We start from the raw sequence: 23873 nt of genomic DNA, 5'->3' as shown, positions 1-23873 counted from the left end.
CGATTCCGACACGAATCGACTTATTGGGAACATATCGGGCACCGCTGGCGCGGTGCCCTTGCCCTCTTCGACTTTCAGCCGCAGCTCTCGCTATCAACAATCTACTACGCAAGAGCGTTTGACTTATTTGCTTTCCACAGTTTGGACAGTACCTGACAGAGGACAACACAGGATGGAGAAATTTCACTTCGAATTCGTAGTCACAGTGTGGACAGGTATTATCGGGCGGTTCACGCATCCAAATTCGGAGATTGGGCTCTAGTTCCTTCTTTTGAATCCTCCCAGCCATGGCGAGACTTCGAAGGATCGACCACATGTTACCGAGAGATGTACCGATGCGGTCTGCCAACTCTCGGGTAGTATAGGGTACGAACGGTTCCATTTCCTCGTAGACCGTTTCATCTGAGATCTGTCCAGAATCTTGGTTGTCCGATGGGGGATCAGTGGGCATTTGATAGAAGTACACTCTCGACCGTTGTAAACACCCATATTCACAGGGACTCCCTCAGATGGCATTCATTACTTCTGAGAGGATATGGGTACTAACAAAGAGCACGACGTGGTCGCCAGGCTTGATAGTGGTCTCACCCCGAGGGACAATGAACTCACGGCCACGGGTGACTGCGCCAATGACAACTTCGGATGGAAGGTCAGTGATGCTTTCGTTGATCGGACGGTCCGCGAGAACACTCTCCTCAGTGACTTCGATCTCGATAACCTCTGCTTGACGATTCTCAACTAAAGAGAGATTCTCGATCTGTCCTTCTTGAGTGAAGCGGATAATTTCCTCGGCAGTGACTTTGCGCGGGTTGACTGCAACGTTGACGCCCACCGCCTCAAACAACGGGGCGTAATCCCCGTCTTCAACAATTGCAACCGTCCGCTGCACGCCGATATCCTTGGCTAGCAAGGAGACGAGAAGATTCTTTTCATCACTATCTGTCGCTGTGATGAGTGTATTCACCTGGCCAATATTTTCACTGCGGAGGAACTCCGTATCAGTTGCATCGTGGTTTAGGACTAAGGTGTGTTGTAGCGTCTCGGCCAGTTCTTGTGCTCGATCAGCATTTTGTTCGATCAGCCGCGGCTCGATGTCTTGATCTTCGAGTCGTTGTGCTGTATGGTATCCGATATCGCTGCCGCCGACAATGACAATATCGTCACTTTTGTCAGGGATATTAGCAGGGGCAACTGTTCTCGAAAATGTCCGAATGCTTGCTGCCTCACCAATGATAATCACTCTATCTCCGGCTTCAATGAGGGAATCTCCATCCGGAATAATAATGTCCTCATCTCGGGCAATCGCAGCAAATGTCAGTGCCTCGAACTGGTCCGCCTCCGCAACAGTTTGGCCGACAAGTTCGTTTTCTTCCGTAAGCTCAAATTCAGCCATCTGGACAAGGCCGCCAGAGAACGTCTCAACATCAACTGCTGCTGGAAGTCCGACGATGCGAGCGATGTTATCAGCTGTCAGGAGGTTCGTTGAGACCATGAAGTCCACACCAAATGCCCCCTCAGACAGTTCCCACGTATTAAAGAAGAGCTCGTTACGGACTCTGGCAATCGTAAAGGCGTCGCTGACGGTCTTTGCTGTCCCACAAGTGACTAGGTTCGTCTCATCATCGTCTGTGCTGGCGATGAGCATATCGGCCTCCGCAATGCCAGCTTCCTGCAGTGTCTCAAGAGAGGTCCCATCTCCCTCGATCGCCAGGACATCTATTGAATAAGTGAGTTGGTCAACTTTTTCGGGGCTAGTATCGATAACGACGACATCGTGGTTTTCAGAAAGACTTGCTGCGATATTTAACCCCACCTGGCCAGCGCCGACAATCACTACTTGCATTGGCTTCCGGGAACCGTTCATACTCTGATTAATAGACAACACCCACTAATGGTCGTTCTGCATATCCCAGTTTGATGACTAAGCTATACGAGACTCCCGGCAGCATCCGGAGACGTGAAGACTTTTCTATGCTCCTCTCAACATGGTGTTGACGGGTAATTAAGCGGAGAGAGTTGATTCTACTATGAGAAGCTACGTCGACTGGCGATCCGGATTCAGCTTCGTTGGGACAATCCTGCGGAAACTATCCATTGCCCCGCTCGTTCCGGCTCTAGTTGCAGTGTATTACGGTGAGTATCTACTCCCGTTTATTGTCACCACAGTAGCTATGTTTGGTGCTGGTTTCGCCCTCGAACAACTTCGTGACGACCGAAAACTCGGCAAGCGTGAAGCGCTCTTGATGGTAAGTGCCACATGGCTCGTCGTTCCTATTTTTGGGGCCATCCCGTATCTTATTGCTGGTCAGGGAACAATTGCACAGCCCGTGAATGCACTTTTCGAAAGCATGAGCGGTTTTACGACGACCGGGTCAACCGTTCTGGCAGAAATCTCTTTTGAACAGCACTCTCACTCGATTTTGTTATGGCGACAACTCACACAGTGGATTGGTGGAATGGGGATCATCGTTCTCATGGTCGCAATTCTCTCTGAACTGTCCGTTGCTGGAGCCCAAATCATCAACGAGGAAGCACCCGGGTTTTCACTTGAGAAGTTAACGCCGCAGATTCAGGAAACTGCCCGTGCACTCTGGAAAATCTATCTCGGGTTCACTGTCGCCGCGGCTCTCGTTTATTATGGCCTGAACCTCGCTGGACTCGCTCCAAACATGGGCACCTACAATGCCGTCGCACACGCTCTTACGACGATGCCGACAGGTGGCTTTTCGCCCGAAGCACGGAGTGTTGAAGCCTTCGCTCCCATCGTCCAGTGGGCAGTGATGCCGTTCATGATCGTTGCCGGAACCAATTTCGCATTACTGTGGTACCTGTTTAACGGTGAACCGAGACAACTAACGAAGAATCCAGAGTTCCGAACGTATCTCCTCGCTATAGCTGCCATTGGCTCGCTCTTATCTATCCTCTTAGTAACTGGATTAGGGATAGCGGAGATCCCGACCAATATCGGTCAGCTCTCCGGGAATCTGGAAAATTCGCTACGCCAGGGACTCTTTCAGACAATCGCAATCATCACGACCACGGGATATGCCAGTATGGATTTCAATACATGGGGAGAGGCAACTCAACTGATTCTTCTGTTCGCCATGTTTCTCGGAGGATCTGCTGGCTCAGCAGCGGGGTCTATCAAAGTCATTCGCTGGTATATTGTCTCCCGAGCGATGGGTCGACAGTTGTTCACGACGATACATCCGTCGGCTGTTCGACCGATTCGTCTGAATGACGATACAGTCGATGAAGAAACTGTTCGAGATATATTGGTTTTTATACTTATATTCGCCTCTATCTTCGTGTTTTCAACAGTTTTAATCTATTTAGACGCACTCCGTATCGGCCTCGAGATCTCCGCACTCGAAGCAATCAGTGCTACGATTGCCACACTCGGGAACATCGGTCCGGGTGTGGGTATCGTCGGCCCAATGAACAACTTCCGGCCGTTCTCTGCGCCGGCCAAGCTCTATATGGTGTTTCTAATGTGGATCGGTAGACTTGAGATTATCTCCGTGCTCGTGGTCTTCACTCCCAGCTTTTGGCAGCGATAGGAGTCGCAAGAATGGTCCCCAGAGACCGATGAAACCCCACAGGACAGTGAATTTCGATTTGTCGTCCGCTATCCGATGGATACACTCTTAACAGATAGTGGCTGTACTGACCAGTATGAGCAGTGAGACTGACGACGAAGACATCCTTGCACACGTACTTCTTCCCGTCGCTCACGAAGCCGATGCGTTAGCGACGGCAACCGCGCTTGAACCATACGGACCAGCCAGTGTGACCGCCCTTCACGTTGTAGAGAAGGGCGGTGGCGTCCCGGACAAGACACCAGTTGAGCAGTCCGAGGACCTCGCAGCAGAATCGTACGCCGCTGTCCGATCCGTGTTTCCTGACGCCGACGACCACACCGCCTACGGACGGGATGTCGCAGCGAAAATATTCGAAGCAGCTGACGAGGTTGACGCCAGCGCCATTGCCTACCGTTCCCGCGGCGGGAATCGCCTCATGCAGTTTCTGTCCGGCGATATCTCGGTGAAACTGGTGACTCAAGCAAATCGCCCCGTCATCGCGCTCCCCCGAGAGGAGGAGACATGAGCGAGGAAGACCTCGCCAAGGACCTCGGACCACTCGCGGCACTGACCATCGGTGTTGGAACGATGATCGGTGCAGGCATCTTCGTTCTGCCAGGCGAGGCTATCCTCAAGGCTGGGTCGCTGGCATCTGTGGCGTTCGTTTTGGGTGGCGTCATCGCCATGTTCACGGCACTGTCGGCCAGCGAACTCGGCACTGCGATGCCTCGATCGGGTGGAGCCTACTACTACGTCAATCACGCGCTGGGGCCGATGTTCGGGTCGGTCGCTGGCTGGGCCAACTGGCTCGGACTGGCCTTCGCCAGTGCCTTCTACATGGTCGGGTTCGGCCGGTATATCGCCCGTATCTTCGGCCTCTCCGGTAGTATCGGTGTCGGCCCGATATCGATCACCGTGGTGAAAATAATCGCGCTCGTTGGTGGAGCCTTCTTCGTCCTCATCAACTACGTTGGTGCGAAGGAGACGGGCCGGCTTCAGAACATCATCGTCGTCCTGCTGATTGGTATCCTCACGGTGTTTACGTTCCTCGGGACGCTCCGAGCCGAGCCGTCGAACCTCCCGGCTGCTACTGATGTCGTCACCACCCTGGAAACCACGGGCCTCATTTTCGTCTCCTATCTCGGCTTCGTCCAGATCACGAGCGTCGCTGAGGAAATCAAAGACCCCGGCAAGAACCTCCCGCGGGCAGTCATCGGCAGCGTCGTCATCGTGACTGTCATCTATGCGCTTGTCTTGGTGATCATGAGTGCGGCCGTCCCACAGGGCTTCATCGCAGACATCATCAGCTCTGATGCCGAGAATCCCATCGCCGTCGTTGAAGTCGGTAATTACATTCAGGGGGCCGCCATGGGAGGAGCACTCCTTTTCGGCGGCTTGCTCGCTACCGCTTCCAGTGCGAACGCCTCTATCCTCGCGTCCTCGCGTATCAACTTCGCCATGGGACGTGACCGGATCGTTACACCGGCCCTCAACGAGATACACCCCCGCTACGGGACGCCGTACAGAGCCATCGGTATCACTGGCGGTCTGATTCTCCTGTTTATCGTCATCGGGGACTTGACGCTGCTTTCGGGCGCTGCATCGGGACTCCATCTCATCATCTACGGGTTGCTGAACCTCGCACTCATCGTCATGCGGTACGTAAACCCCGAGGAGTACACGCCCGACTTCGTCGTCCCATTGTATCCCTTGATGCCGATTCTCGGCGTCGTGCTCTCCTTTGCGCTGCTGGTGTTCGTCGCCGGAGACGCACTGTTGCTTTCGTTTGGTATCGCCGCCGCGGCGGTACTATGGTACAGACTCTATGCCCGTTCACGCACCGAAAAACAGGGGATTCTCTCGAAACACATCATTTCACGGTCCGAGGAGATGCCCGACGCGGCCGTCAGCGCGGCGGCCGGCGTCCAACCCGATGGCGGACAGTACCGTGTGATGGTGCCCCTGGCCAATCCCGAACACGAGAAGGACCTCATCACACTCGCCAGCGCTATCGCCAAACAGCGCGGCGGGAGTGTAATTGCCACCCACATCGTCACGGTGCCCGATCAGACGGCGCTCTCGGCCGCCGCCGAGCGGTCCGACGAGATAGACAAGAGCTCACAGCACCTGCTTGATAGCGCCCGCGAGGACGCTGAAACGTTCGGCGTCGATGTCGAGACACATACCATCCTTTCGCACAAATCCTACGAAGCCATCTTCGATGCCGCCCGCACACACACCGCCGACCTCGTCGTGATGGGATGGGGCCCGGACTCACACGGTTCACCAGGGCGGGCCGAATCGGCTATGGACGAACTCACCGAGGCGGTCCCCTGTGACTTCCTCGTCCTCCGTGACCGCGGGTTCGACCCCTCGCGTATCCTCCTTCCCACAGCTGGCGGCCCGGACTCTGAGCTGTCAGCCAACGTTGCGAAGTTGCTCCAGTCCGAATACAACTCCGAGGTGACGCTGCTCAACGTCAACGACGACCGCGGGGCAGGCGAGCAGTTCCTCCAGGATTGGGCGGCCGACCAGGGATTAGAGGACGCCGAACTCCTCGTCAAATCCGGTGACGTCGAAACAGCTATTATGAATGCCGCTGATGACGCCACACTCCTGCTCCTTGGCGCGACTGAGGAAGGGTTACTTCGCCGACTCGTCTCCAGGTCGCTCGTGTTAGACGTTGTTGACGACGTGGAGTGTTCGGTACTGCTGGCGGAGAAACACCGTGACCGAGGCCTGATTGAGCGACTGTTCTGAATGGGGGACCTCTCCACATTATCAGTTCGGTTGTGCTAAAACTCGTTGAAATAGCGATTCGCTAGCGAGATGCAGGTGGAAAAAGAAATTGGTATTCACTGTCTGGGTTTCAATATGAGTCGGAGTCTCAACGAACTTGACAAGCGTATCATCTACGCGCTGCAGGAAGACGCACGAAACGTCTCGGCTCCGATGCTTGCCGATGAAATGGATGTCTCTCTAGGCACGATTCGCAATCGTATCGGTCACCTTGAGGACGACGGTATCATCAAAGGGTATCACGCTGACATCGATTACGAGCGGTGTGAGAGCCGCCTGACCAATCTATTTGTCTGTAACACTTCTGCAAGCGAACAGGAAAGTCTCGCCAGACAGGCACTTTCCGTTCCTAGGGTAGTGAATGTTCGTGAACTCCGATCAGGCCGTGAAAATCTCCAAATCTGCCGTGTTGAATAGCGATCTATCTGGCGGAATCACGGAGTAGAAGGACGAAGCCGAGGAAATCGACTCTGCCTATGGAGATCGATATCCTCGACTTCGTTGAGCAGTGTCGGCGTCTAGTCAAACAAGCGTTAGGGAAGCACGCGGGCGAGCCCGCCAGCGGCGGGTTCGCCCGCTGGACTCACGTTGTCTTGCACTGTTTCCGGGTCGAAGAGGAGCACAGCTACCGTGAAACGCCGAATCGACTGAAATACATGGCTGAACTCCGTGACATTCTTGAGCTTGATCAGGACGATCTCCCGGACTACACAACGATCTACAAGTCCTTCGACCGGCTGAAGATGTCGGTCTGGCGGGCGTTGCTGCGCGTTTCAGCGCAGCAACACCCGCAGTCCGGTCACGTAGCACTCGACAGCACGTTTTTCGACCGCCGCATCTCTTCATCGTACTACCGCCAACGATCCGGAAACAGCGTTCAGACGCTGAAAGTGACGACATTGACCGACGTGGAATCGCTCGCTGTGCTGGATGTACACATCTCGGCACGCTGGCAACACGATACAAAGACCGGGCCGCAGGTCGTCCGCCGGAACGCGGACGACCTGCTGTCCGTCGCCGCCGACAACGGTTTCCAGGACTGGCACACCGAGTACGAGATTGCCGCACTCGATATCGATTACAGCGGGAGCAAGGCGAAAGCCCACCCCTTCAGGGGTGTGGATGAAGCCGACAACCCGGCAGCTTCGCCTGTAGCCTCACTCAGCCGGAGTTTTATAACCAGTGACACTGTATGCATGACCACACCGAGGCGGATCAGCCGCCCAGATAAACGGATAATATCGGGATTCGGGCCACGCTACGTCCAAAAGAATCCCTTTCGGGCCGCTGGCTGTGGATTCCGACACACGGTAACTCTGAATCCCATACCGGGGATAGGAGTAACGGCGGCTTGGCCCCGCCAGGAGTCCGGTCATGCCGACCTGGCTACAAACCTGAAACTCCCAACCTAGCGGTGCGGTGCCGCGGGAATCCCACGCCTGAAGGCGTGGGAGGAGGTCAACTCGTTCACTACCGCGGTTCATCACTGAATGCAACCGCGAATAACGCACTTATCCGGTCAAAAGGCTACTCTCAGCGCTGGATGGCCGAAACCTCGTATTCGACGATCAAGCGCTCGCTCGGCGATGCCGTGCGAGCGCTTGGCTGGTATCGGCAGTTCCGTGAAATCGTCCTGATGTTCGCCATCACAAACATAGAACCGCACTGTGAGCCGCTCTAACTGTGACTAAACATCTATTCAACAGAGCACAATCTCCGCTTCTAGCTGGTTTACTGTGTCGTCAGCGGACTCAACACGGCTGCGAAGATTCGTTTTCAGATCATCCAGAGACCGATCTTGCCCACAGTGTGGGCACTTGCCTCGATCTAGCCTATGATTAGCTCTCCGCGACAACTTGGTCACAGACAGGACAAGACAGCTCTTCAATCGCGTTGAGGATGAGGTCGTTGACCTCTTGTGTATACCGGCGGGCCTCACGCAACTGGCGGTCTTTCTTTCTGAGTTCCTGTTCTATCGTTCGCTTCCGGTCGTAGAGGTCCTGTAGTTCCTCGTTGAGTTCCTCGTTTTCTAAGAGCCGATCTCTGATGATTTCGATTCGCCCGGTGTCAATAAGCGACTGAAGCTTCTCGATTTTCTCAAGCCGGCTTTCTGACCTGCCCAATATCAATTTCCTCCAACTCTCGCTGAACCGGTGCCAGCTCGGTACGTCTAACCTGCTCGATCTCCTGCTCAAGAGAGTCTCGTTCGTCTCGATAGTCCTCAAGTTCTTGTTGAAGATTGCTCCCAACTATCTGGCGGATAGACTGAATCAGTTGTGGTTTCGAGAGCCGAGAGAGTGGGAGTTTGTCGGTCTCGGAGTGAACGAACTGGAGAGTGGTGATGTCCTCTGGCCCGATTAGCTCTTCGAGGCGATCCTCAGCGGCTTCTTTTTCGACTTCCTCTGTACCATCATCGTAGGAGCGACCTCCCCCACCGCGATGGGGTTGGTGCCCGTTATCGAACTGGATTTCTACTGTGCTCGTTCGCCCGGGCTGGATACCGAGTGTAGCCCGGGGGCCGTAGAGTGCATACAAAAGAGCGTTAATTGCCAGGGTTTTACCTGAACGATTTCCGCCCTTGAGGAGGAGATCGCCACCAGCGATATCCTCTTTCGTGATTCTCTGGTAGTCCTCAACCGCGAACCCATCGATGTGGAGTCTACTGATTTTCATATTTGGCTGTATACGGCTCACTGATGTTCTGTGCGAGTCTGTTGAGTTCCTGGATACTCCGCCGGGTCAGGAGTTGAGTAGCGAGAAGGCCGATGACCAGCCCAATACCCAGTCCGAGAGTACCACGGAGGTAGAACCCGACGAAGGGAGTGGTCAAGGCAATAATCAAGCCTGCGAGGATAGAGATATTCTTCTGGTAAGCGCGGCGGTCGAAGTCATCCACTCGGTTCTGGAGTTCTTCGGAAGCGGATTCGTAGAAGTCGTCGTGTCCCGTGATTTTCTGTATTTGGTCTGTGGACCGTCTCAGTTCGCCTCCGGCGAAGGAGTTGATTAGCCGGTCGTTCTGCCGATCGGCTAGGAACATGACCAGTATTGTCGGGAGGACGGACAGTGTTTCCAGGAAGAGTGGTTCTGGCCTGAGGAGTTGGATGGCCACGCCTGTGTAGACGGTTAGGAAGACTGCTCCCCACCCACTATCCCAAATTTTCGTCCCAATTTGCATTCAATTCTAACCTTCAGAACTAACCAATAGATTTCCAAACATAAATCATGTGCCGTGATTACAATATCCGAGATGAATCAGCAGTAGTGAGGTCATGATTATCGCGGTAATCTAGGTCAATTGGACTGAGATTCTCACCCCCGTTTATTCGAATTCTAATCTCTCGGTTGAGACTCTTTGTAATTGGTGGGTGCTGCGTTGGTTAGGAACCTCTATTCCGAGATTCTATGTATTTCCTGCACCTAGCCGGAAGTTCTATATATTACTATCTCTCTAGCGATAACTGAGAGCTAGACCGCCGGCGTAGACTAGGAGGCAATTTCAACAATGATCGAATTAATGGACGCCACGGCCGCGAAGATCGTGTTGGCAGTTCAGCGTGGCGATTCTATCAATCGTGTCGCGAGTAAAATTGACGTCTCATACTCGTGGGTGTACGACTGGATCGAGCGGTTAGAAGACGCTGAAATTGTCGCTATTACCGATAGTGGACTCCAGATCGTCGACCACGAAATGCGTCAGCAGTACGCCGAGATGATTGCTGCGTTGTACAGCCGCGACACCATCTCCCAGGAGGACGCGTACGTCATCCCGCACTTCGCCGGCATGGAGTTCGCGTACACAGAGATCGACGCTGCGTACGTCTGGACGCACGGGGGCTACCAGATCGCTCGCGGTCACGACGACTACCCGGTGTTCATCGAAATCCACGACCGTGACATCGAACGGTGGATTGCGTTCTTCCAGCAGTTCGGTGTCGACACGACGATCAACGAGCGCCCGGACGCCAGCGATGTCGACGGGAACGTCCACTACGTGTTGTTTCCGAAGACCGACGGTATCGACGCCGAGTGGGTCGACGGCAACCCCGTGATTCCGTTGGATACCGCCGTCGACCAGATGATGGAGAACCGTCCAGCATACGAGCCCGCCTTGGAGATCATCGCCAACGAGTACGACAGGGACGTCGACGCGTCGCACCACAGCGCGATGAGCGGGGACTAACGGGGCTGATAAAATGAGTCTCCCCGAGCGCCAATCCGAACTCGTCGACACGCATCGGGCGGTACGGGACGCCGAACTGCCGTACGTTCTCGTGGGTGGCTGGGCGGTCTCGGCGTTCCAGACGCGGTTCACGACGGACATCGACACCGTAATTCCGGACACGGCACTCGATGAGTACGACTCGCTCCTTCGCGACCTCGGGTACGAGAAGCAGTTCGAGAAGGACGTCTCGAACGAGTACGACGGTCGGATGGTCCAGTACACGAAGCAGGTCGGAGATAACGAAGTCAAGTTCGAGGCACTCGTCGACGCGATGGGGTGCCGACAGACGGACGCGGAGTGGTCGTATCGCTATCTCCACGAACACAGCACCGTCGAATCGCTTGACGTCGCCGAAGACCTCGATGGTCGAATCCCGGAGCCAGCCCTCCTCTTCGCGATGAAACTCCACAGCGGCCGGAAAGCTGATACCCGCGACCTCGTCGTCATCAGCACGCGTGCGGAGTTCGACCGTATCGAACGGCACGTCCATCGAGGTGACCCGAAGAAGCTCGATGGTCAGATCGAAATAGTGTTAGATCGACTCCAGCAGGACGGCTTCAAAGACTCGTTCAAGGGAGTCTTCCGACAGGAAACGCTACCAGCGGATGCGGTCGACGACCTCGTCTCGTTCCTGTCCGAGCAGCGAGACCAACTTCGGTAAGGTTCCTGGCGCCGTCTCGTGAAACAACTGAATGTTCGATGATTGCTGACCACAGTACGTAAGCGAATAAGGAAATTACCCACAGGGCTCGAACTGTGGACGATACACTATTGATTCGTGTCTGTCAGCAGAGATACGATGTGCCCCTAGAATGTTGGTCGTGATTATCCCTGTAACCAAGATCTTACACTTAGAGTGTCTCAGTCTCAAAATTAGAGTTACCTATCCAACCCTCCGGGGAATAAAGTTGCAGGCTCTCAATTACAGTGTATAGTTGACTGACTATGCCCATGAAACACACAGGTCAACCCCCATTCCCAGACTGGATCCAAAGTGCCTACCAGACACTGGAGAGGGCGTACGCCTCAGGCACTGACGAACTCTCCAAGAGTGAAGCACATGAGTTCCTTCTGGCTGAGTCTGAGCATATCGAGGAGCACACTGATGCAGTATACGTGATCGATCGGCTTCTTGACCGTGGCTGGCTCTACGAGGTCGATGGCCAACTCCGCAAAACCGAGTAACACAATCCTATCGGCCATGTCCATAATATTCTTCACTTCAGAGAAGATGATATAACCTCCCTGGAGCCGAGGACGCTATTTGGGCCGATAATGATCGTTCGTTGATTCGGCAGTTGCTTACGGATGGAGTAGCGACGAGGAACCACGACAGCTATCCCGAACTGAACTCACCAAGGCCGATTGCTCGTGGTCCAGCAGCTCAATGACATGGGGATCGTCGTTGCCGGAGTTGTTGACTCGCGACGAAATCTCGTCGGAGTCTACGTCTTTAACCAGCACGAGAGTGGTTCGGAGTGGGTTTGTTGGTTATTTCGAGGGCCACGAGGTCGAACCCCCACACCCCGTGTGCAATATGAAATCGGGAGGAGAGTGGGAGGGGGTGGTCGAAGAGATAGACAACGAAACACCAGAAATCCGCGATTTCATGGAAAAGAAATCTCAAAGACAGCAATATTAAGATGACTATATCTTATGGCAATCTTTACATAGTTACTCTGTCAACCAGATCCGTACTGGTACTAGAGTCGGTCGAAACGGAATAGTATCTCTCGTGACATAACAACTCTCAATTGTACCTTTGCTTTTTCGTGGGTTGACGGTCTTTGCCGGTCCTATGTCGTCTCGTGGGTTCTCCGGGCGAATACCAAGTTCCTCAGATGATTCATCCCCGTTCCCCCTCTCGCTAAATTCATATCGCACACGGGGTGTGGGGGTAGCTTAGTGACGAGATCCCATCTCACTCAGGATAGCCGAGAGATATTCTTGGTACTATCCGGCCCGAGACTACGTCTGATATTTCATCTTGCACACGGGGGGTGCCTCCGCCGAGTTCTTTTGACTCGCCTTGACATCAACAGCTGTTTGATGAATTATTCGGGATTTCATATCGCACACGGGGGGTGACTACGACCAATTGATTTCGCCCGCGGTTACCCAACTCCATCTACGACCCTCGCCTAAATACACTCTACCTATTGAATTCGGATGATTTAACCTCGCACACGGTATCAATATTTATTTATAGTTTCGACCTAACTGCGCAAACATGCCTGACGGCGACGATCAAGAATCCCTCTCACAATCTATTAAAGGCCGTCTTCAGGAAGGCGTTCAGAACTCTGTCTTTCGAGATAAGGGACTTCTCGACCCGGATGCCGTCATCGATGAGGACCGGATTGTCGGTCGCGATGACCAACTGGACGACATCATCACCTACCTACGACCGGCACTACAGGGGAATCGACCACCCAATATGCTCCTCTATGGGCCGTCGGGAACCGGCAAGTCACTCATCATCAATGCGGTCTGTCAGCAGGTTCTCGAACTCGCGACCTCGCAAGGAGATCGGTTCGGCGTCATCAAAATCAACTGCCAGACGATCAAATCCCACGACCGGGCTGTCTATCGACTTGTGAAGAACGCGGCTGAAGAAGCTGGCGTCGACGTCGGCGTCCCAGAGAGTGGGATTTCGACTGACCAGAAGCTTGATCGATTCTACGAGATTTTGAGCAACAACTTCGACTCAGCTATCATCATTCTCGACGAGGTCGACCTCCTGGTGGGTCGGCAACGTGATCCGAACGATGAGCCGGCGTATTCGAAACTGCTCTACCAACTGTCGCGAGCCTCCCAGCTTGGTCGCATCGAGGGGCACGTATCCGTTGCTGCGCTTACGAATGACCCCCGGTTCATGGAGGATCTCGACGGCCGGGCAGAGAGTTCGTTCAATCCGCAGGACGTCGTCTTTCCCGACTACGATGCGAACCAACTGCAGGCGATTCTCGAACGCCGTCGCGACGCGTACCAAGACAACGTCCTTGAGGACGGAATTATTCCGATCAGTGCCGCATTTGCTGCTCAGGATCACGGTGACGCACGGAAAGCAATCGATCTGTTCCGAAAGGCGGGTGAAATCGCCGACCGAGCTGAAGAAGATGCGGTCCGTGAAGCGCATGTTCGCGATGCTCAGAAAGAGGCCGAACGGGACCGAACGCTAACACAGATGCAGGGATTGTCAACGCAGAAGAAACTCTCACTTTACGCCACCGCGATTGTTCCTGTTTACTCGCAGCGAAATTTGAATGCTGTCCCCAGTACGGTTGCCTACCGGGTGTACCAGTATCTCACCGACATTCTAGATGCTGCTGAAAAATCGCGCGACTCCTATTTGCGATATATGAATGAGGCTGAAACCTATAATTTCGTCACGTCTGAGAAACGTGGGCGCGGCTACGGCAGTGGTGTCCACAAGGAGTACACATTTGTCGACGATCCGAAAGTGGTCGCCGAGACACTCCAGACTGACTTCCGACTTGAGGGTGCTGAACACGAGGAAGATCTTGTCAAATCTGTTGTCAACGCGCAGATAGACGATTTCTTCGAAGGGAACTAACACGAAGAGACGCCGACGGCGGCACCAAATTCATTTCGCACACGGGGTGTCTCCTCTAGACTCATCAGTCAATTCATCTCTCACACGGGGTCCACGCGGAAAGCGACCAAAATCATATCGCACACGGGGAGCCCTACCTCGACTCTGTCGGCGAATTCACTTCGCACACGGGGGGTGTGATCCGACGAAATAACAACAGTTGTCGTCTTATTCGTCCGGGTTGACTGGCCCTTTATATTTGGAGATTACCTTATCGCCTTCCCGCCACTGCCAGTAATAGTAGCGGTTGTCGTTGATCTCCTTGATTGTGACTGTAGCTTTCGGCGGGACGTTGTCCGGAAGCTCATCCTGCCGCTCGTCAACCTCGTCCTCATCCGAGTCCACCTCGAGGCGGACCTCGCAAGCTTTGTGCTCTGCTAGCTCCTCGATGTAGCGTGCAACGTGCTGGAGTTGGTCTGGAGAGTAGCCATTGAGTGTGTTGAGGATATCTGTCGGGAGGTCCGCCGGCGGGGTCGGTGGCTCGTGAGAGATTAGCGGTTGGCTTGTGTTAACCAACAAAGCGCGTATTGGCATAGATTTGTTGGTTAACCACATTTCGTGTTATCACGTCTTTATGATAGACGACGGCAGCCGCCACCGCTCGTACTGCTTACTGCTGCTCAGCCGCGTCGACACCCACGAGGCAGACCACCGAGAGCAGGCGGCGAAGTATGGCCTCGAAGCCGAAATCGACGCCTTACTGCGCTACCTCGAGACGCACGGCGAGGTCGACGACGACTGGCTCTCGGAGTGGGACGAGTATCAGGAGCTAGCGGTTGACTACGAGATGTGACTATCCTGAGACCGGCCGTCGTCGCCAGCTGTGCCGTCTGCCAGCGTCAGTTTGGGTCGAAGGGACTCGTTGCTGTATCGAGTCGATAGACATTCCCGACAGCGTCAAAATCGTCATCAAACGCATACAGGTAGCCGAGTCCCTCGGTTTGCATATACGCGATAATGCAGGCATCGACGAAGGAGAGGGGTTCGTGTTGGCGAAAGAGGGCCTTCCCTGTCGCGAGGGCGTCGGTGGTGAGGGAGTCGATGTGGAAGCGGGCGTTTTCTTCGATGCGATCAAGGAGATCGACGGCTGCGTCGTGGCCGGCGTGGGTCGTGAGGCCGTTGAGCGTTTCCGCGAGCACGTAGTCGAGGACGACTGCTTCCGGAAGCGTTCCATTGTCGATGCCTTGGAGCACCGGGAGCGCAACGTCGTGGGATCCATCCCGCCGATATGCGGCGGCAAAGAGGACTGTCGTATCGATGAGTGCCCGAGGCATTTACTCGACGTCGACGCCCCAGGCGTCGTGATCGCTCGTTACATCGGTCGACTCCTCACCAGCGTAGCCGTCAAAATCGGCGAACGTACCCGTTTGCTGTTGGATGACCTGCACTCGGATGCTCCCGTCGTCTTCGAGTTGCCAGCGGAGCTGATCACCATCGTCGATATCGAGTTCACGTCGAATCCGGGCAGGGATGTTTGCTTGATTCCCGGACACCTTACTTTCGGCATCGATCCTGTCGCTGCTCATATCTCTCAGTAGGTAATCGTCTGTGAAAAGCCTAGTGTGTCGCCACACTACCCTGCGCTACAGGAGAGATTCCAATGGAAAGTCATTGATTTACTCCGAGAGTGGTGGGGACCGTCCCTTGGACCACGGAACATTTGCGCTATATTTTGTGATCCACCTAACGCATATGCCTGCATCACCGGAAACCCGGTGCGGGGCGGTGCAACGACTCGGTCAACTTAACCAACAAAAGTAGATAGTAGCTGCCGCTCTTGTGTAGAGCTACGGAAAGACCCTGTAGTTACACTGAGCCGGCCATAATCTGGGAGTATGTCTTCTGCTCAGCCGGCGTTCGGCGCAACGTTTCGAGAGCTGATCGAGCTGGGCGTCGTTGATATCGACACCGAGCCGCTCGATGCCCGGATCGAGCGGCGACTCAAGGAATTCTGGGAGAATACGTCCTGTCCACGGTGCGGGCACAACTCCGTTCAAACGTGGCCGCATCTCGACCGCGTCTGGTGCCGTGACTGCAATTTCAGGCCGGTCTACACCTACGGAACGCCGTTTCACGAGAAACACCTCACCTGCGGCGAGGTATTTCTCGCATTCACGCTCTACGCAGATACGTTGCTCAGTATCAACCAGATCGCACCGTTGCTCGATCGGGCCTACAAAACCGTTCACACGGCGATTCGGGAGGTGGAAGCCGCGGTTCAGCGCGGCTTCCCCGCCGTCTGGAGACTCCTCGACCAGACTATCGATGGATCGTACAAGTGGACGAATCTGGCAGAGTCTGCTCGGGCTACAAAGGCCAAGAGCCGCCGCGGAACAGCCGTTCTCGCGGCGGCTCATCCCAGACAGGTCGATCACGCTGGCGGGGCCGCCACGGTGATCAGTTGACACTCGTCGCGGCGTGCCGCGACTCGCTACGTGTAATTCGTGGCCAACTGGGTATTGATTACGAAGGTGATCTTGAGCCTGTGATTCAGGAGGCTGAAGACCTCTCCCAGCCGCTGGGAGAGGTCTGGACCGACGGACTCCAGGCATACCGACAGATGGACTTTGACCACCGAACGGTCGTACACAAAGAGAGGTACGTTTCGCCAGAAGGCGTCCATATTAACCAGGCTGAGTGCCTATTTTCGCTTGTTCAGCCGTGGTTGCGGAAGTTCCGCGGCCTGTCCAAGCAGGGCTTGGAACAGGCCGCTCACACCTTCGGCATCGTTCGCTCCCTCACCCTGGCTGGGGAATCCGTCCAGTCAACCATTGATTGTCTCGTTATCGGGGCTTTCCACAATTCTACATAAGAGCGAGAGCGAGACTCCTTTTGAAATAATAATGTCCATCGAATGCAGGTGTTTTCGATTGTTCACTCGCCCTCTGTGTTGATGACTGCCTCTTGCCCACCGGCCAATTTCTCATCCACGAAAGCCGAGCAACCGAAGGCCGTTTAGCGAGACGAGAACCGTTGACCCCTCGTGTCCGACTACGGCAAGCGGGAGCGGGATTCCACGGAGGAGGATCGTACCGACCATGAGTGCAATCGCGCCGAAGGCGATGGCGAGATTGATGGTGAGTGTTCGGTGAGTCCTGCGGCCGAGGCCGAGTACGTAGGGAATCTTGCTGAGATCATCGCCCATCAGTACCACATCAGCAGTATCGAGCGCGACATCAGTCCCTGCACCCCCCATCGCGATGCCGAGGGTCGCTGTGGCGAGGGCTGGGGCATCGTTAACACCGTCACCGACCATCGCTACGTTCTCGTGTTGTTCGACCAGCTCTTCGATCGTCGCCACTTTCTCTTCCGGTAGCAGTTCCGCCTGGACTTCGTCGATGCCGACCTCGTCGGCAATGCGCTGTGCGACGCGCTCGTTATCGCCCGTCAGCATGACGATATGCTCCACGCCGAGCGATCGGAGCTTGTCGATCATCTCGGCCGCGTCAGGGCGAACGGTATCGGTGAACGCAAGCCACCCCAAGACGCTGATGTCGACGTGACTCTCTCGGGCAACGAGGACGCTCGTTTTTCCCTCTTCCTCTAAGGTTTCGAGCCGGCTGAGGCCGGGTTTGAGACCGTCGACTGATTCGTCTCCGAGAACTGTCTGGAAGTAGCTCCGGTTCCCGATATGGATGGTTTCCTCGCCGACGTCAGCTCGAACCCCCTTCCCGGCTACCGACTGAAACCGTGCGGCGTCGGGTGTGTCGAGTGATCGTTCGTCTGCCGCCGCCACGGTCGCACGAGCGAGGTGATGCTCCGAGCGGGCCTGCACTGCGGCCGCGAGCGAGAGAAGCGAGTCCTCGGTTAGTGTCTCGTCCGCCGCACTATCACGGACGAATACGTCGGTCAACTGCGTGTCGCCCTGTGTGAGTGTGCCGGTCTTGTCGAAGGCGACTGCGTCGATATTCGCTGCTGTCTCGACGTGTTCGCCTCCCTTGAACAGCACGCCCTGCCTGCCACCGGAGGCGATTGCTGAGAGGACTGCCGCGGGCGTCGAGATGATGACCGCACACGGCGAGGCGGCGACCATGAGTGTCATCGCGCGGTAGAACGTCCCCGTGAACTCACTTCCGAGCGCGAGTGGAATTGCGATAGCTGCGATTGTGAGCCCGAACACCCCGAGGACGTACGGTTGTTCGAGCCGGTCGATGAGCCGCTGTGTCGGGGCCTTCTCGCTCTGGGCTTGTTCGACCATGGTGATAAGGCGGCTGATCGCCGACTCGTGGGCCTGCCGTGTGACTTCGATTTCGAGGCTCCCACTCTCGTTGATCGTGCCGCCGAACACCTCGTCGTCGGGTTCCTTCGGTACCGGGACGGATTCGCCGGTGAGCGAGGCCTGGTCGACCGTTCCCTCGCCGGACGTGACGACGCCGTCGAGCGCAATCTTGTCACCGGGGCGGACGACGAACACGTCACCGACATCGATGTCATCGATGGGTACTGTGACCTCCTCACCGTCACGAAGGACCTGCGCTTCGTCCGGTCGCATCTCGACGAGCGACTTGATCGCCCGCCGCGAGCGGCCGATTGCGTAGTGTTGGAGCGTGTTCGACAGCGAGAACAGGAAGAGAAGCATCGCACCCTCGAAGGGTGCTCCGATCGAGAGCGCCCCGAGCGCGGCGACGATCATCAACAGGTCGATGTCGACCGCACGGTGGCGGAGCGTCTCGATGGCCCCTTTGAGTCCGTACCACCCGCCGAAGACGTACGCGACGCCGTAGCCGCCCCACATGAGGAGTGGCGGGCCATTGAGCCATCCTGTCGCGAGGCCGGTTACCATCCCGAGCAAGGTTAGACCGACAAATACGGCCTCCTGCCTGAGTTCCGAGCGTGTGGTCACCTCGTCGGGGGCCGTGTCGCGCTCGTTCTCGATCGAGACGTTGCGGTCGCGGACCGCTTCTCGAAGTTGCACCCCCGAGGTGACGCTCTCGTCGTAGGTGATTCGAACGTTCCCCGTTCGGAACGAGACGTCGACATCGTGGACACCGGGTGTGTCTCCAAGGTAGCGTTCGAGAGCTCGCGCACCCGCTTCGCCGCGACCGCCTCGCCGTTCGATCTGGATGGTACAGGTCGATAGCGGAGGCGACTCAGTAACGGTCACGCGATATCCCTATGTACTGTACTATGGTTTTGTATTGTCGGTCTGTCATTGTGTTTCTGTCTGACTGCGTACGAAGCGGGTGTTTCACACGGTGGATTCTCGTCTGCTCCCCCGGTCCGAATGCTTCAGCTGATGATCGTCACCGGGATTCGCGCTCGGCGGGTAACTGTCTCGGCAACGCTCCCGAGAAGTGCACGGTCGATTCCTGAGCGGCCGTGGCTACCCATGACGATCTGATTGACATCGTGGTCGTCAGCGTATTCGAGGATTGCTCGTCCCGGTTTTCCGACTTCCGTGACGGTAACGAGTTCGGTATCACGTTCCGCCGCGAGGTCCGTAGCCGTCGCGTGGATTCTGGTTGCTCGTTCTTTGGCATTGTCGTACCAGTCCTCGGCAACTGGTAAGCCGCCAGCCTCCACATCGATAACGGAGTCGAGAGGATTGATAACGTAAATCGAGGTGATGGGCGCGTCCGGGAAGGTCTCGATAGCGTATGTGAGCGCCCGCTCTGAAAGCGGGGAGCCGTCGAAGGCGATGAGAACGTTGACAGGCATGAGAAACTATTTGATGCTGAATTGAAATGAATGTACTGCTCAGTGGGTTGTGCGACGACGATTCGTCTTGGAGCGTTCAGATGAATCGGGTTGGGGAGCATCACTCGTTTGGATTCGACGGTTGAACGCCAATCGTTTTGACAACCTGCTCCCTCGATTTGGTTGTATCGACCTCCGAGTAGTTCACACTCGAAGCGTCCATCGCCTGAAGCATGCCACTCGCGCAACTCTTCGAACAGTACGTCAGTCTCGGTATCTTCGTTCTCTCTGGGGCCTCAGCGTCCTCAGCTTCCTCGCCTGGCGCCGAGAACGTGATCGTCGCATGCGAATCGTCAGTTCCGGTATCAAACTCTGTTGGTAGTGTCTCACTGTCATCACGCAAGAACGTTTTGAGGCCTTGTTCGACGCGGCCCTGGTGAATATCGAACACCCCGCCGGTTCGGTCGTTGTATTCGATTCCACGGCGAACGATTCGGACAACGTGTTCGTTCCTGACTTCTCCTTCACGGTTGAGCTGGTTGACGGCACTCGCCGCATCGAAGGTGTTCAGCTGGGCTTCGAGTGATTCAGCCGTTTTTCGGGCCGCAGTTGCCCCAGCCTCGGCCCGAACGCCCATCGCCTGAATCCGAAACGTCGTGTCACAACACTCGAACTCGCGGTAGGTGTTCCCGAACCGTTCATAGACCGATGCGAGCGGACCCGTCATCTCAGTCACTCTTCCTCTTCGTGTTCTTCCTCATGTTCTTCGTTCCCGTGTTCCTCTTCGTCTTCATCCTCGTCGTCCTCTTCATACTCCTCGTGTTCTTCGTCCTCGTATCCGGACTGTGTCTGGGCTGCTGGGGTGAACTCCTGATTCGGCGTCGGCGCATCCGCAGTAACCTGTTGTGAGTCGTCTGACGCAGGCGTATCTGGTGAGTTAGGTTGCTCGCCAGCCTGTGCGAGGCCGCCGCCGGGCAGAGCAAGGGCTCCAGCGACACCAGCTGTGAGGAGCGCACCGACGAGCGTGAATGCGACGAGTTTGTTCTTCGGGACAGGAACGCGCATAATTAGCTACCCCTCTGTTTAGAACCGCTATCTTCGGCGTGGCGGTCGTTGCATTCTGCCATTGCAGATAGAGGGTTGAGACAGGCTTAGTAAGGCGTTCGCGTCCAACCATCGAATTTTCGTACGGCTATCGAATCGATTCAGAGCGCGAGGTGGATTCTGAGTATGTATGTGACTTCGTTATCGAGCAACTGGCACTACTGGCAATCCCCTGTTTGCCCTGCGTACGGAATGAAGCGTACTCGATCTGGCGCGCTATCGATCTCCTCATCCAAGCCGGATTGACTGGCGAGTATGAGCACTCACCGGTGATTACAGCGGACAACACGCTGACGCTACTGAAGAAGGAAACCGGGATCGGGTAGTGAGGTACTCTGTTCGGGTTAGCGCGCCGTCTGAGTGGCTACGCTGCTGGAAGTCTCGAAAATTTGTCCATATGGATGGGTGTGTGACAAGAATGGCCGCTTGGAGAGCCATCTGGGCAGTTTCCGCTGACCGAATCGGTCAAATCCACGCTTCACAGCCCTGCTAAACTCGCTATAGTCTCAACATCACAACTGAGCCAGAAGTTGAGACCGGTGCTCTCAATGTATATGCTCTGAGCGACACAGTAGTTCCCTCAACGTACTATCATCTGTCAATATCGGGCGTTCTGCATGAACTGGAATGAATTTGTGCCTAACCTGTGGCCGATTTCGGCAATCGACTAAGTCAGATCCCCGGCCAGTACGATCTGTATGTCATCGGGTATCTCTCGGAAAGCGTTTCTTCGCGCAACTGGGGTCGCACTTGCTGCGACTATCGCAGGGTGCAATAGCACAACCGACAACAGCGGACCGAACACCAATACACAGTCCGCTTCTGAGGCCTCTCCGCAATCTGAACAACAGAATGACGACTCTCCGACGTTCGGTAATTTCTACGTCGGCAACGCAAACACAAGCAGTAGTACGGTCATCGACGGACGTGCTGAAGTCGTATATACACAGCCCGAAACAGCCACCGACAAGTCACCCGTCGTAATGGTGCCCGGCCTTGGGTTGTCACCGTACATTTACCGGACGACACCTGACGGTCGACGCGGCTGGGTGGAGTACTTTGCCGAAGCTGGCCATCCAGTGTATGTATTTAACCCGCCTCGAAACGTCGATTCAGGTGGCTTAGACACTGCTGCCCTCCAGAACTCTGACTCTGTGTCACTCTCCCGGTGGTCTATCGATCGAGCCTGGCCGACGTGGGGGTTCGGACCTGAAGCCGGTGACCCATACGAGGACGTTCGATACCCGGTCGAGTCGGTCGGCCAACTCGTTGCGTCATTCCCCGCATACGTTAGCACTGGTGGCGGAGGTGGCGGTAGACAAAGTGGAAGCTAGACGGGTGGACGTGGCAGCGACCAGAACCCCACACCTGCGGATTCCACTGAGACCACAGCTGGAACCCAGACTGGGTCGACTACCGGAGGTGGCGGTGGGAGCCGGTTCACACCATCCCAAGAGACTGCCGCCCTAGAGGCGCTTCTCGATCGTGTTGGTCCGGCAGTGCTGCTCGTTCACTCAGCGGGCGGTAGTTCCGGATTCACGGTTGCACAAGCTATGCCGGACCTCGTTGAACGGATTGTCGCAGTTGAGCCGGTCGGTGCGCCGACTGACCCGCAAACTGTGGCGGAGATGGGTGGTGATGCACCGTTCATGGGTGTGTATGGCGATTATGTCGACGAGCGTGGGCAGACTGGTCGCAAGGAAGCGACCCAGACAACTGCAGAGTTCGCAGGAGAGACAAGTCCCGCATCGACGCTGCTTAGCCTTCCAGACGAAGGGATATCCGGAAATACACATCTCATGATGCAAGACGACAATAACGGTGAAATCGCTGATCGGATTATCTCCTGGATCAGTGACTAATTCGGGGTATAGTATCGTTCGGACTGAGACAGAATGTATTTGCACCGACCAAATGAATACTCAATAGATGCGGCAGTTGCTCTGGTGGCTCATTGGTGGGTCTCGTGGAGGCCGCAATCGGCTTCGTATCCTCCGCGCACTCAATGACCAGCCACGAAACACCAACCAATTGTCGAATGACCTAGATTTGAACTACAAAACAGTGCAGCACCACCTCGAAGTCCTCGAAGAGAGCAATATCGTGACCACGGAGGGCGACAATTACGGGCAGATGTACTTCCTCTCAGACCGAATGATGAACAACCTCGACATCATGGAAGACGTGGCGGAACAGGCCGGAGTTGATGATGATTCGTAACTGGATCAAGAGTCCACTTGGAACGACAGTAGCGAGTGCGACCGCCGCGAGTGGTATCGCACTCCTAGTCGCACTCTTCACATCAGTTCCATCCCATGGCCCTCCGTCGAGGGCGCTGTCCTCCCAAGTTGAACTGCTCATTCGGATGGAGGTTTTCTTTACAACTCTAAACCTCGTGTTACTGGTGGCACTCGCAGCCATCTACATGCAGCTTTATCGCGACCTTCCGAACAAGTACACAGCAAGCCTGCTTGTGCTAAGCCTCGCGCTGCTCCTATACGCGGGTACGTCAAATCCAGTAGTACACAATGTCTTCGGCTTCCGACCTCGCCCAAACATCGGCGCGTTCGTGTTTCTCCCGGACTTCTTCATCGGACTTGCCATTTTAGTTCTTCTCTATCAGAGCCAGACCTGAGTTCGCATCAATTTTTCAGATCTATGAGAAGGATTTCATAGACTGATTTCGTTCACCGATTAGACGGACTCTCTTGAAGTCGGTGTCACCGGTCGCCTCCGCAGTTCGGGCAGCGGTATGGCGGACGACCGCTCGGACGTCGGGTTGTTTCAAATAAATAACGCTCTTGGGTAAGCGATTGTTGGTGGCGTCATAGCGCTGTTTCAAGGATGATTTTGAGCGCTTCGTCGCCGGGTTTTCGGCGGACGCATTTTCGAAGCAGTAACGCTCTGAGACAGG

23 protein-coding genes and 4 pseudogenes are annotated in these 23873 nt (G+C 55.4%); 14 read left to right on the top strand and 13 right to left on the bottom strand.

The features are described 5' to 3' along the window. Positions 1 to 505: 505 nt before the first annotated feature. On the bottom strand, positions 506 to 1864 hold the full coding sequence (trkA, locus tag VI234_RS19975; protein WP_336331039.1) for a Trk system potassium transporter TrkA: 1359 nt from the start codon (positions 1862 to 1864) through the stop codon (positions 506 to 508). 163 nt (positions 1865 to 2027) lie between these two features. Here trkA and VI234_RS19970 point away from each other — a divergent pair, with 163 nt between their 5' ends. From VI234_RS19970 to VI234_RS19945, 6 genes and pseudogenes are all read left to right on the top strand, one after another. Continuing rightward, positions 2028 to 3560 (top strand): TrkH family potassium uptake protein, encoded by a 1533-nt coding sequence (locus VI234_RS19970; RefSeq protein WP_336331038.1) that lies wholly within the window; start codon positions 2028 to 2030, stop codon positions 3558 to 3560. A gap of 115 nt (positions 3561 to 3675) precedes the next feature. Further along, positions 3676 to 4107, top strand: a complete 432-nt coding sequence (locus tag VI234_RS19965) for a universal stress protein (RefSeq protein ID WP_336331037.1) — start codon at positions 3676 to 3678, stop codon at positions 4105 to 4107. Beyond that, positions 4104 to 6341 carry an amino acid permease gene (locus VI234_RS19960; protein ID WP_336331036.1) on the top strand — a complete coding sequence of 746 codons (2238 nt, stop codon included), beginning with the start codon at positions 4104 to 4106 and terminating at the stop codon, positions 6339 to 6341. The genes VI234_RS19965 and VI234_RS19960 overlap by 4 nt, the downstream gene beginning before the upstream one ends. A 75-nt stretch (positions 6342 to 6416) precedes the next feature. Further along, on the top strand, positions 6417 to 6797 hold the full coding sequence (locus VI234_RS19955; protein WP_336331035.1) for an Lrp/AsnC family transcriptional regulator: 381 nt from the start codon (positions 6417 to 6419) through the stop codon (positions 6795 to 6797). Positions 6798 to 6856: 59 nt separating this feature from the next. After that, positions 6857 to 7462, top strand: a pseudogene (locus VI234_RS19950) (transposase); the annotation flags it as partial. A gap of 416 nt (positions 7463 to 7878) precedes the next feature. After that, positions 7879 to 8061: pseudogene (locus VI234_RS19945) on the top strand (IS5/IS1182 family transposase); the annotation flags it as partial. A 157-nt stretch (positions 8062 to 8218) separates the two neighbouring features. On the opposite strand, the gene VI234_RS19940 reads toward VI234_RS19945, so the two are convergent. Genes VI234_RS19940 through VI234_RS19930 form a run of 3 tightly spaced genes read right to left on the bottom strand, consistent with a single transcriptional unit; the run spans position 8219 to position 9555 of the window. Continuing rightward, positions 8219 to 8503, bottom strand: coding sequence for a hypothetical protein (locus tag VI234_RS19940; protein ID WP_336331034.1), 285 nt, complete (start codon positions 8501 to 8503; stop codon positions 8219 to 8221). Next, positions 8478 to 9053 carry an ATP-binding protein gene (locus VI234_RS19935; protein WP_336331033.1) on the bottom strand — a complete coding sequence of 192 codons (576 nt, stop codon included), beginning with the start codon at positions 9051 to 9053 and terminating at the stop codon, positions 8478 to 8480. The genes VI234_RS19940 and VI234_RS19935 overlap by 26 nt, the downstream gene beginning before the upstream one ends. Next, positions 9040 to 9555: a hypothetical protein gene (locus tag VI234_RS19930; RefSeq protein ID WP_336331032.1), complete on the bottom strand. Its 516-nt coding sequence runs from the start codon at positions 9553 to 9555 to the stop codon at positions 9040 to 9042. Before VI234_RS19930 ends, VI234_RS19935 begins: the two co-directional genes overlap by 14 nt. 339 nt (positions 9556 to 9894) lie before the next feature. Between VI234_RS19930 and VI234_RS19925 the strand changes: the two genes are divergently transcribed. Continuing rightward, positions 9895 to 10560: a helix-turn-helix domain-containing protein gene (locus VI234_RS19925; RefSeq protein ID WP_336331041.1), complete on the top strand. Its 666-nt coding sequence runs from the start codon at positions 9895 to 9897 to the stop codon at positions 10558 to 10560. Positions 10561 to 10573: 13 nt separating this feature from the next. Then, a complete protein-coding gene (locus tag VI234_RS19920) occupies positions 10574 to 11263 on the top strand; it encodes a hypothetical protein (RefSeq protein ID WP_008308682.1) in 690 nt (229 codons plus the stop codon). Between the two features lie 365 nt (positions 11264 to 11628). On the opposite strand, the gene VI234_RS19915 is transcribed toward VI234_RS19920, so the two are convergent. After that, entirely contained in the window at positions 11629 to 11811 is a 183-nt protein-coding gene (locus VI234_RS19915) for a hypothetical protein (protein WP_008308683.1), read from the bottom strand. Positions 11812 to 12832: 1021 nt separating this feature from the next. Here VI234_RS19915 and VI234_RS19910 point away from each other — a divergent pair. Continuing rightward, positions 12833 to 14179 (top strand): orc1/cdc6 family replication initiation protein, encoded by a 1347-nt coding sequence (locus VI234_RS19910; protein ID WP_008308684.1) that lies wholly within the window; start codon positions 12833 to 12835, stop codon positions 14177 to 14179. A gap of 207 nt (positions 14180 to 14386) precedes the next feature. Here VI234_RS19910 and VI234_RS19905 read toward each other — a convergent pair whose 3' ends face one another. Continuing rightward, positions 14387 to 14710, bottom strand: coding sequence for a hypothetical protein (locus tag VI234_RS19905; RefSeq protein ID WP_336331040.1), 324 nt, complete (start codon positions 14708 to 14710; stop codon positions 14387 to 14389). Between VI234_RS19905 and VI234_RS19900 the strand changes: the two genes are divergently transcribed. Then, complete coding sequence (locus tag VI234_RS19900) at positions 14709 to 15011, top strand: hypothetical protein (protein WP_442905045.1); 303 nt, start codon at positions 14709 to 14711, stop codon at positions 15009 to 15011. The genes VI234_RS19905 and VI234_RS19900 overlap by 2 nt on opposite strands. 46 nt (positions 15012 to 15057) lie before the next feature. On the opposite strand, the gene VI234_RS19895 is transcribed toward VI234_RS19900, so the two are convergent. Both VI234_RS19895 and VI234_RS19890 read right to left on the bottom strand, forming a co-directional pair. Beyond that, a complete protein-coding gene (locus VI234_RS19895; protein ID WP_336331031.1) occupies positions 15058 to 15492 on the bottom strand; it encodes a PIN domain-containing protein in 435 nt (144 codons plus the stop codon). After that, entirely contained in the window at positions 15493 to 15744 is a 252-nt protein-coding gene (locus VI234_RS19890; RefSeq protein WP_004965070.1) for an AbrB/MazE/SpoVT family DNA-binding domain-containing protein, read from the bottom strand. 309 nt (positions 15745 to 16053) lie between these two features. Between VI234_RS19890 and VI234_RS19885 the strand changes: the two are divergent. Further along, positions 16054 to 17030: pseudogene (locus tag VI234_RS19885) on the top strand (IS1595 family transposase). Between the two features lie 111 nt (positions 17031 to 17141). On the opposite strand, the gene VI234_RS19880 reads toward VI234_RS19885, so the two are convergent. The 4 genes from VI234_RS19880 to VI234_RS19865 form a co-directional block, all read right to left on the bottom strand. Next, positions 17142 to 19322 carry a heavy metal translocating P-type ATPase gene (locus tag VI234_RS19880; RefSeq protein ID WP_336331030.1) on the bottom strand — a complete coding sequence of 727 codons (2181 nt, stop codon included), beginning with the start codon at positions 19320 to 19322 and terminating at the stop codon, positions 17142 to 17144. A 125-nt stretch (positions 19323 to 19447) separates the two neighbouring features. Continuing rightward, positions 19448 to 19876, bottom strand: a complete 429-nt coding sequence (locus VI234_RS19875; protein ID WP_008308702.1) for a universal stress protein — start codon at positions 19874 to 19876, stop codon at positions 19448 to 19450. Positions 19877 to 19976: 100 nt separating this feature from the next. Continuing rightward, positions 19977 to 20582: an FAD:protein FMN transferase gene (locus VI234_RS19870; protein ID WP_336331029.1), complete on the bottom strand. Its 606-nt coding sequence runs from the start codon at positions 20580 to 20582 to the stop codon at positions 19977 to 19979. 5 nt (positions 20583 to 20587) lie between these two features. Next, positions 20588 to 20920, bottom strand: a complete 333-nt coding sequence (locus VI234_RS19865; protein ID WP_008308704.1) for a hypothetical protein — start codon at positions 20918 to 20920, stop codon at positions 20588 to 20590. A gap of 1592 nt (positions 20921 to 22512) precedes the next feature. Here VI234_RS19865 and VI234_RS19860 point away from each other — a divergent pair. The 3 genes from VI234_RS19860 to VI234_RS19850 all read left to right on the top strand — a co-directional run bounded on the left by VI234_RS19860 (position 22513) and on the right by VI234_RS19850 (position 23594). Further along, positions 22513 to 22821 (top strand): hypothetical protein, encoded by a 309-nt coding sequence (locus tag VI234_RS19860; RefSeq protein WP_008308705.1) that lies wholly within the window; start codon positions 22513 to 22515, stop codon positions 22819 to 22821. 67 nt (positions 22822 to 22888) lie between these two features. Beyond that, the gene (locus tag VI234_RS19855; RefSeq protein ID WP_008308706.1) at positions 22889 to 23179 is read left to right on the top strand and encodes an ArsR/SmtB family transcription factor; all 291 of its coding nucleotides are present in this window, start codon (positions 22889 to 22891) and stop codon (positions 23177 to 23179) included. A gap of 184 nt (positions 23180 to 23363) precedes the next feature. Further along, positions 23364 to 23594, top strand: a complete 231-nt coding sequence (locus tag VI234_RS19850; RefSeq protein WP_014030570.1) for a hypothetical protein — start codon at positions 23364 to 23366, stop codon at positions 23592 to 23594. A 21-nt stretch (positions 23595 to 23615) separates the two neighbouring features. Here the strand turns inward: VI234_RS19850 and VI234_RS19845 are convergent. After that, a pseudogene (locus VI234_RS19845) lies at positions 23616 to 23873 on the bottom strand (hypothetical protein); the annotation flags it as partial.

Origin of the sequence: Haloarcula sp. CGMCC 1.2071, assembly GCF_037078445.1 — an archaeon.
Classification (GTDB): Archaea; Halobacteriota; Halobacteria; order Halobacteriales; family Haloarculaceae; genus Haloarcula; species Haloarcula amylolytica.
The sequence above is the reverse complement of the archived record's forward strand: the minus strand, read 5'-3'. Positions and strand labels throughout refer to the sequence as shown.

Excerpts from the sequence above, each read along its gene's own strand:
- trkA (WP_336331039.1), bottom strand. The coding sequence starts at position 1,864 with ATGAACGGTTCCCGGAAGCCAATGCAAGTAGTGATTGTCGGCGCTGGC.
- VI234_RS19970 (WP_336331038.1), top strand. The coding sequence starts at position 2,028 with ATGAGAAGCTACGTCGACTGGCGATCCGGATTCAGCTTCGTTGGGACA.
- VI234_RS19965 (WP_336331037.1), top strand. The coding sequence starts at position 3,676 with ATGAGCAGTGAGACTGACGACGAAGACATCCTTGCACACGTACTTCTT.
- VI234_RS19960 (WP_336331036.1), top strand. The coding sequence starts at position 4,104 with ATGAGCGAGGAAGACCTCGCCAAGGACCTCGGACCACTCGCGGCACTG.
- VI234_RS19935 (WP_336331033.1), bottom strand. The coding sequence starts at position 9,053 with ATGAAAATCAGTAGACTCCACATCGATGGGTTCGCGGTTGAGGACTAC.
- VI234_RS19930 (WP_336331032.1), bottom strand. The coding sequence starts at position 9,555 with ATGCAAATTGGGACGAAAATTTGGGATAGTGGGTGGGGAGCAGTCTTC.
- VI234_RS19925 (WP_336331041.1), top strand. The coding sequence starts at position 9,895 with ATGGACGCCACGGCCGCGAAGATCGTGTTGGCAGTTCAGCGTGGCGAT.
- VI234_RS19920 (WP_008308682.1), top strand. The coding sequence starts at position 10,574 with ATGAGTCTCCCCGAGCGCCAATCCGAACTCGTCGACACGCATCGGGCG.
- VI234_RS19915 (WP_008308683.1), bottom strand. The coding sequence starts at position 11,811 with ATGGACATGGCCGATAGGATTGTGTTACTCGGTTTTGCGGAGTTGGCC.
- VI234_RS19910 (WP_008308684.1), top strand. The coding sequence starts at position 12,833 with ATGCCTGACGGCGACGATCAAGAATCCCTCTCACAATCTATTAAAGGC.
- VI234_RS19895 (WP_336331031.1), bottom strand. The coding sequence starts at position 15,492 with ATGCCTCGGGCACTCATCGATACGACAGTCCTCTTTGCCGCCGCATAT.
- VI234_RS19890 (WP_004965070.1), bottom strand. The coding sequence starts at position 15,744 with ATGAGCAGCGACAGGATCGATGCCGAAAGTAAGGTGTCCGGGAATCAA.
- VI234_RS19875 (WP_008308702.1), bottom strand. The coding sequence starts at position 19,876 with ATGCCTGTCAACGTTCTCATCGCCTTCGACGGCTCCCCGCTTTCAGAG.
- VI234_RS19870 (WP_336331029.1), bottom strand. The coding sequence starts at position 20,582 with ATGACGGGTCCGCTCGCATCGGTCTATGAACGGTTCGGGAACACCTAC.
- VI234_RS19865 (WP_008308704.1), bottom strand. The coding sequence starts at position 20,920 with ATGCGCGTTCCTGTCCCGAAGAACAAACTCGTCGCATTCACGCTCGTC.
- VI234_RS19860 (WP_008308705.1), top strand. The coding sequence starts at position 22,513 with ATGCCGGACCTCGTTGAACGGATTGTCGCAGTTGAGCCGGTCGGTGCG.
- VI234_RS19855 (WP_008308706.1), top strand. The coding sequence starts at position 22,889 with ATGCGGCAGTTGCTCTGGTGGCTCATTGGTGGGTCTCGTGGAGGCCGC.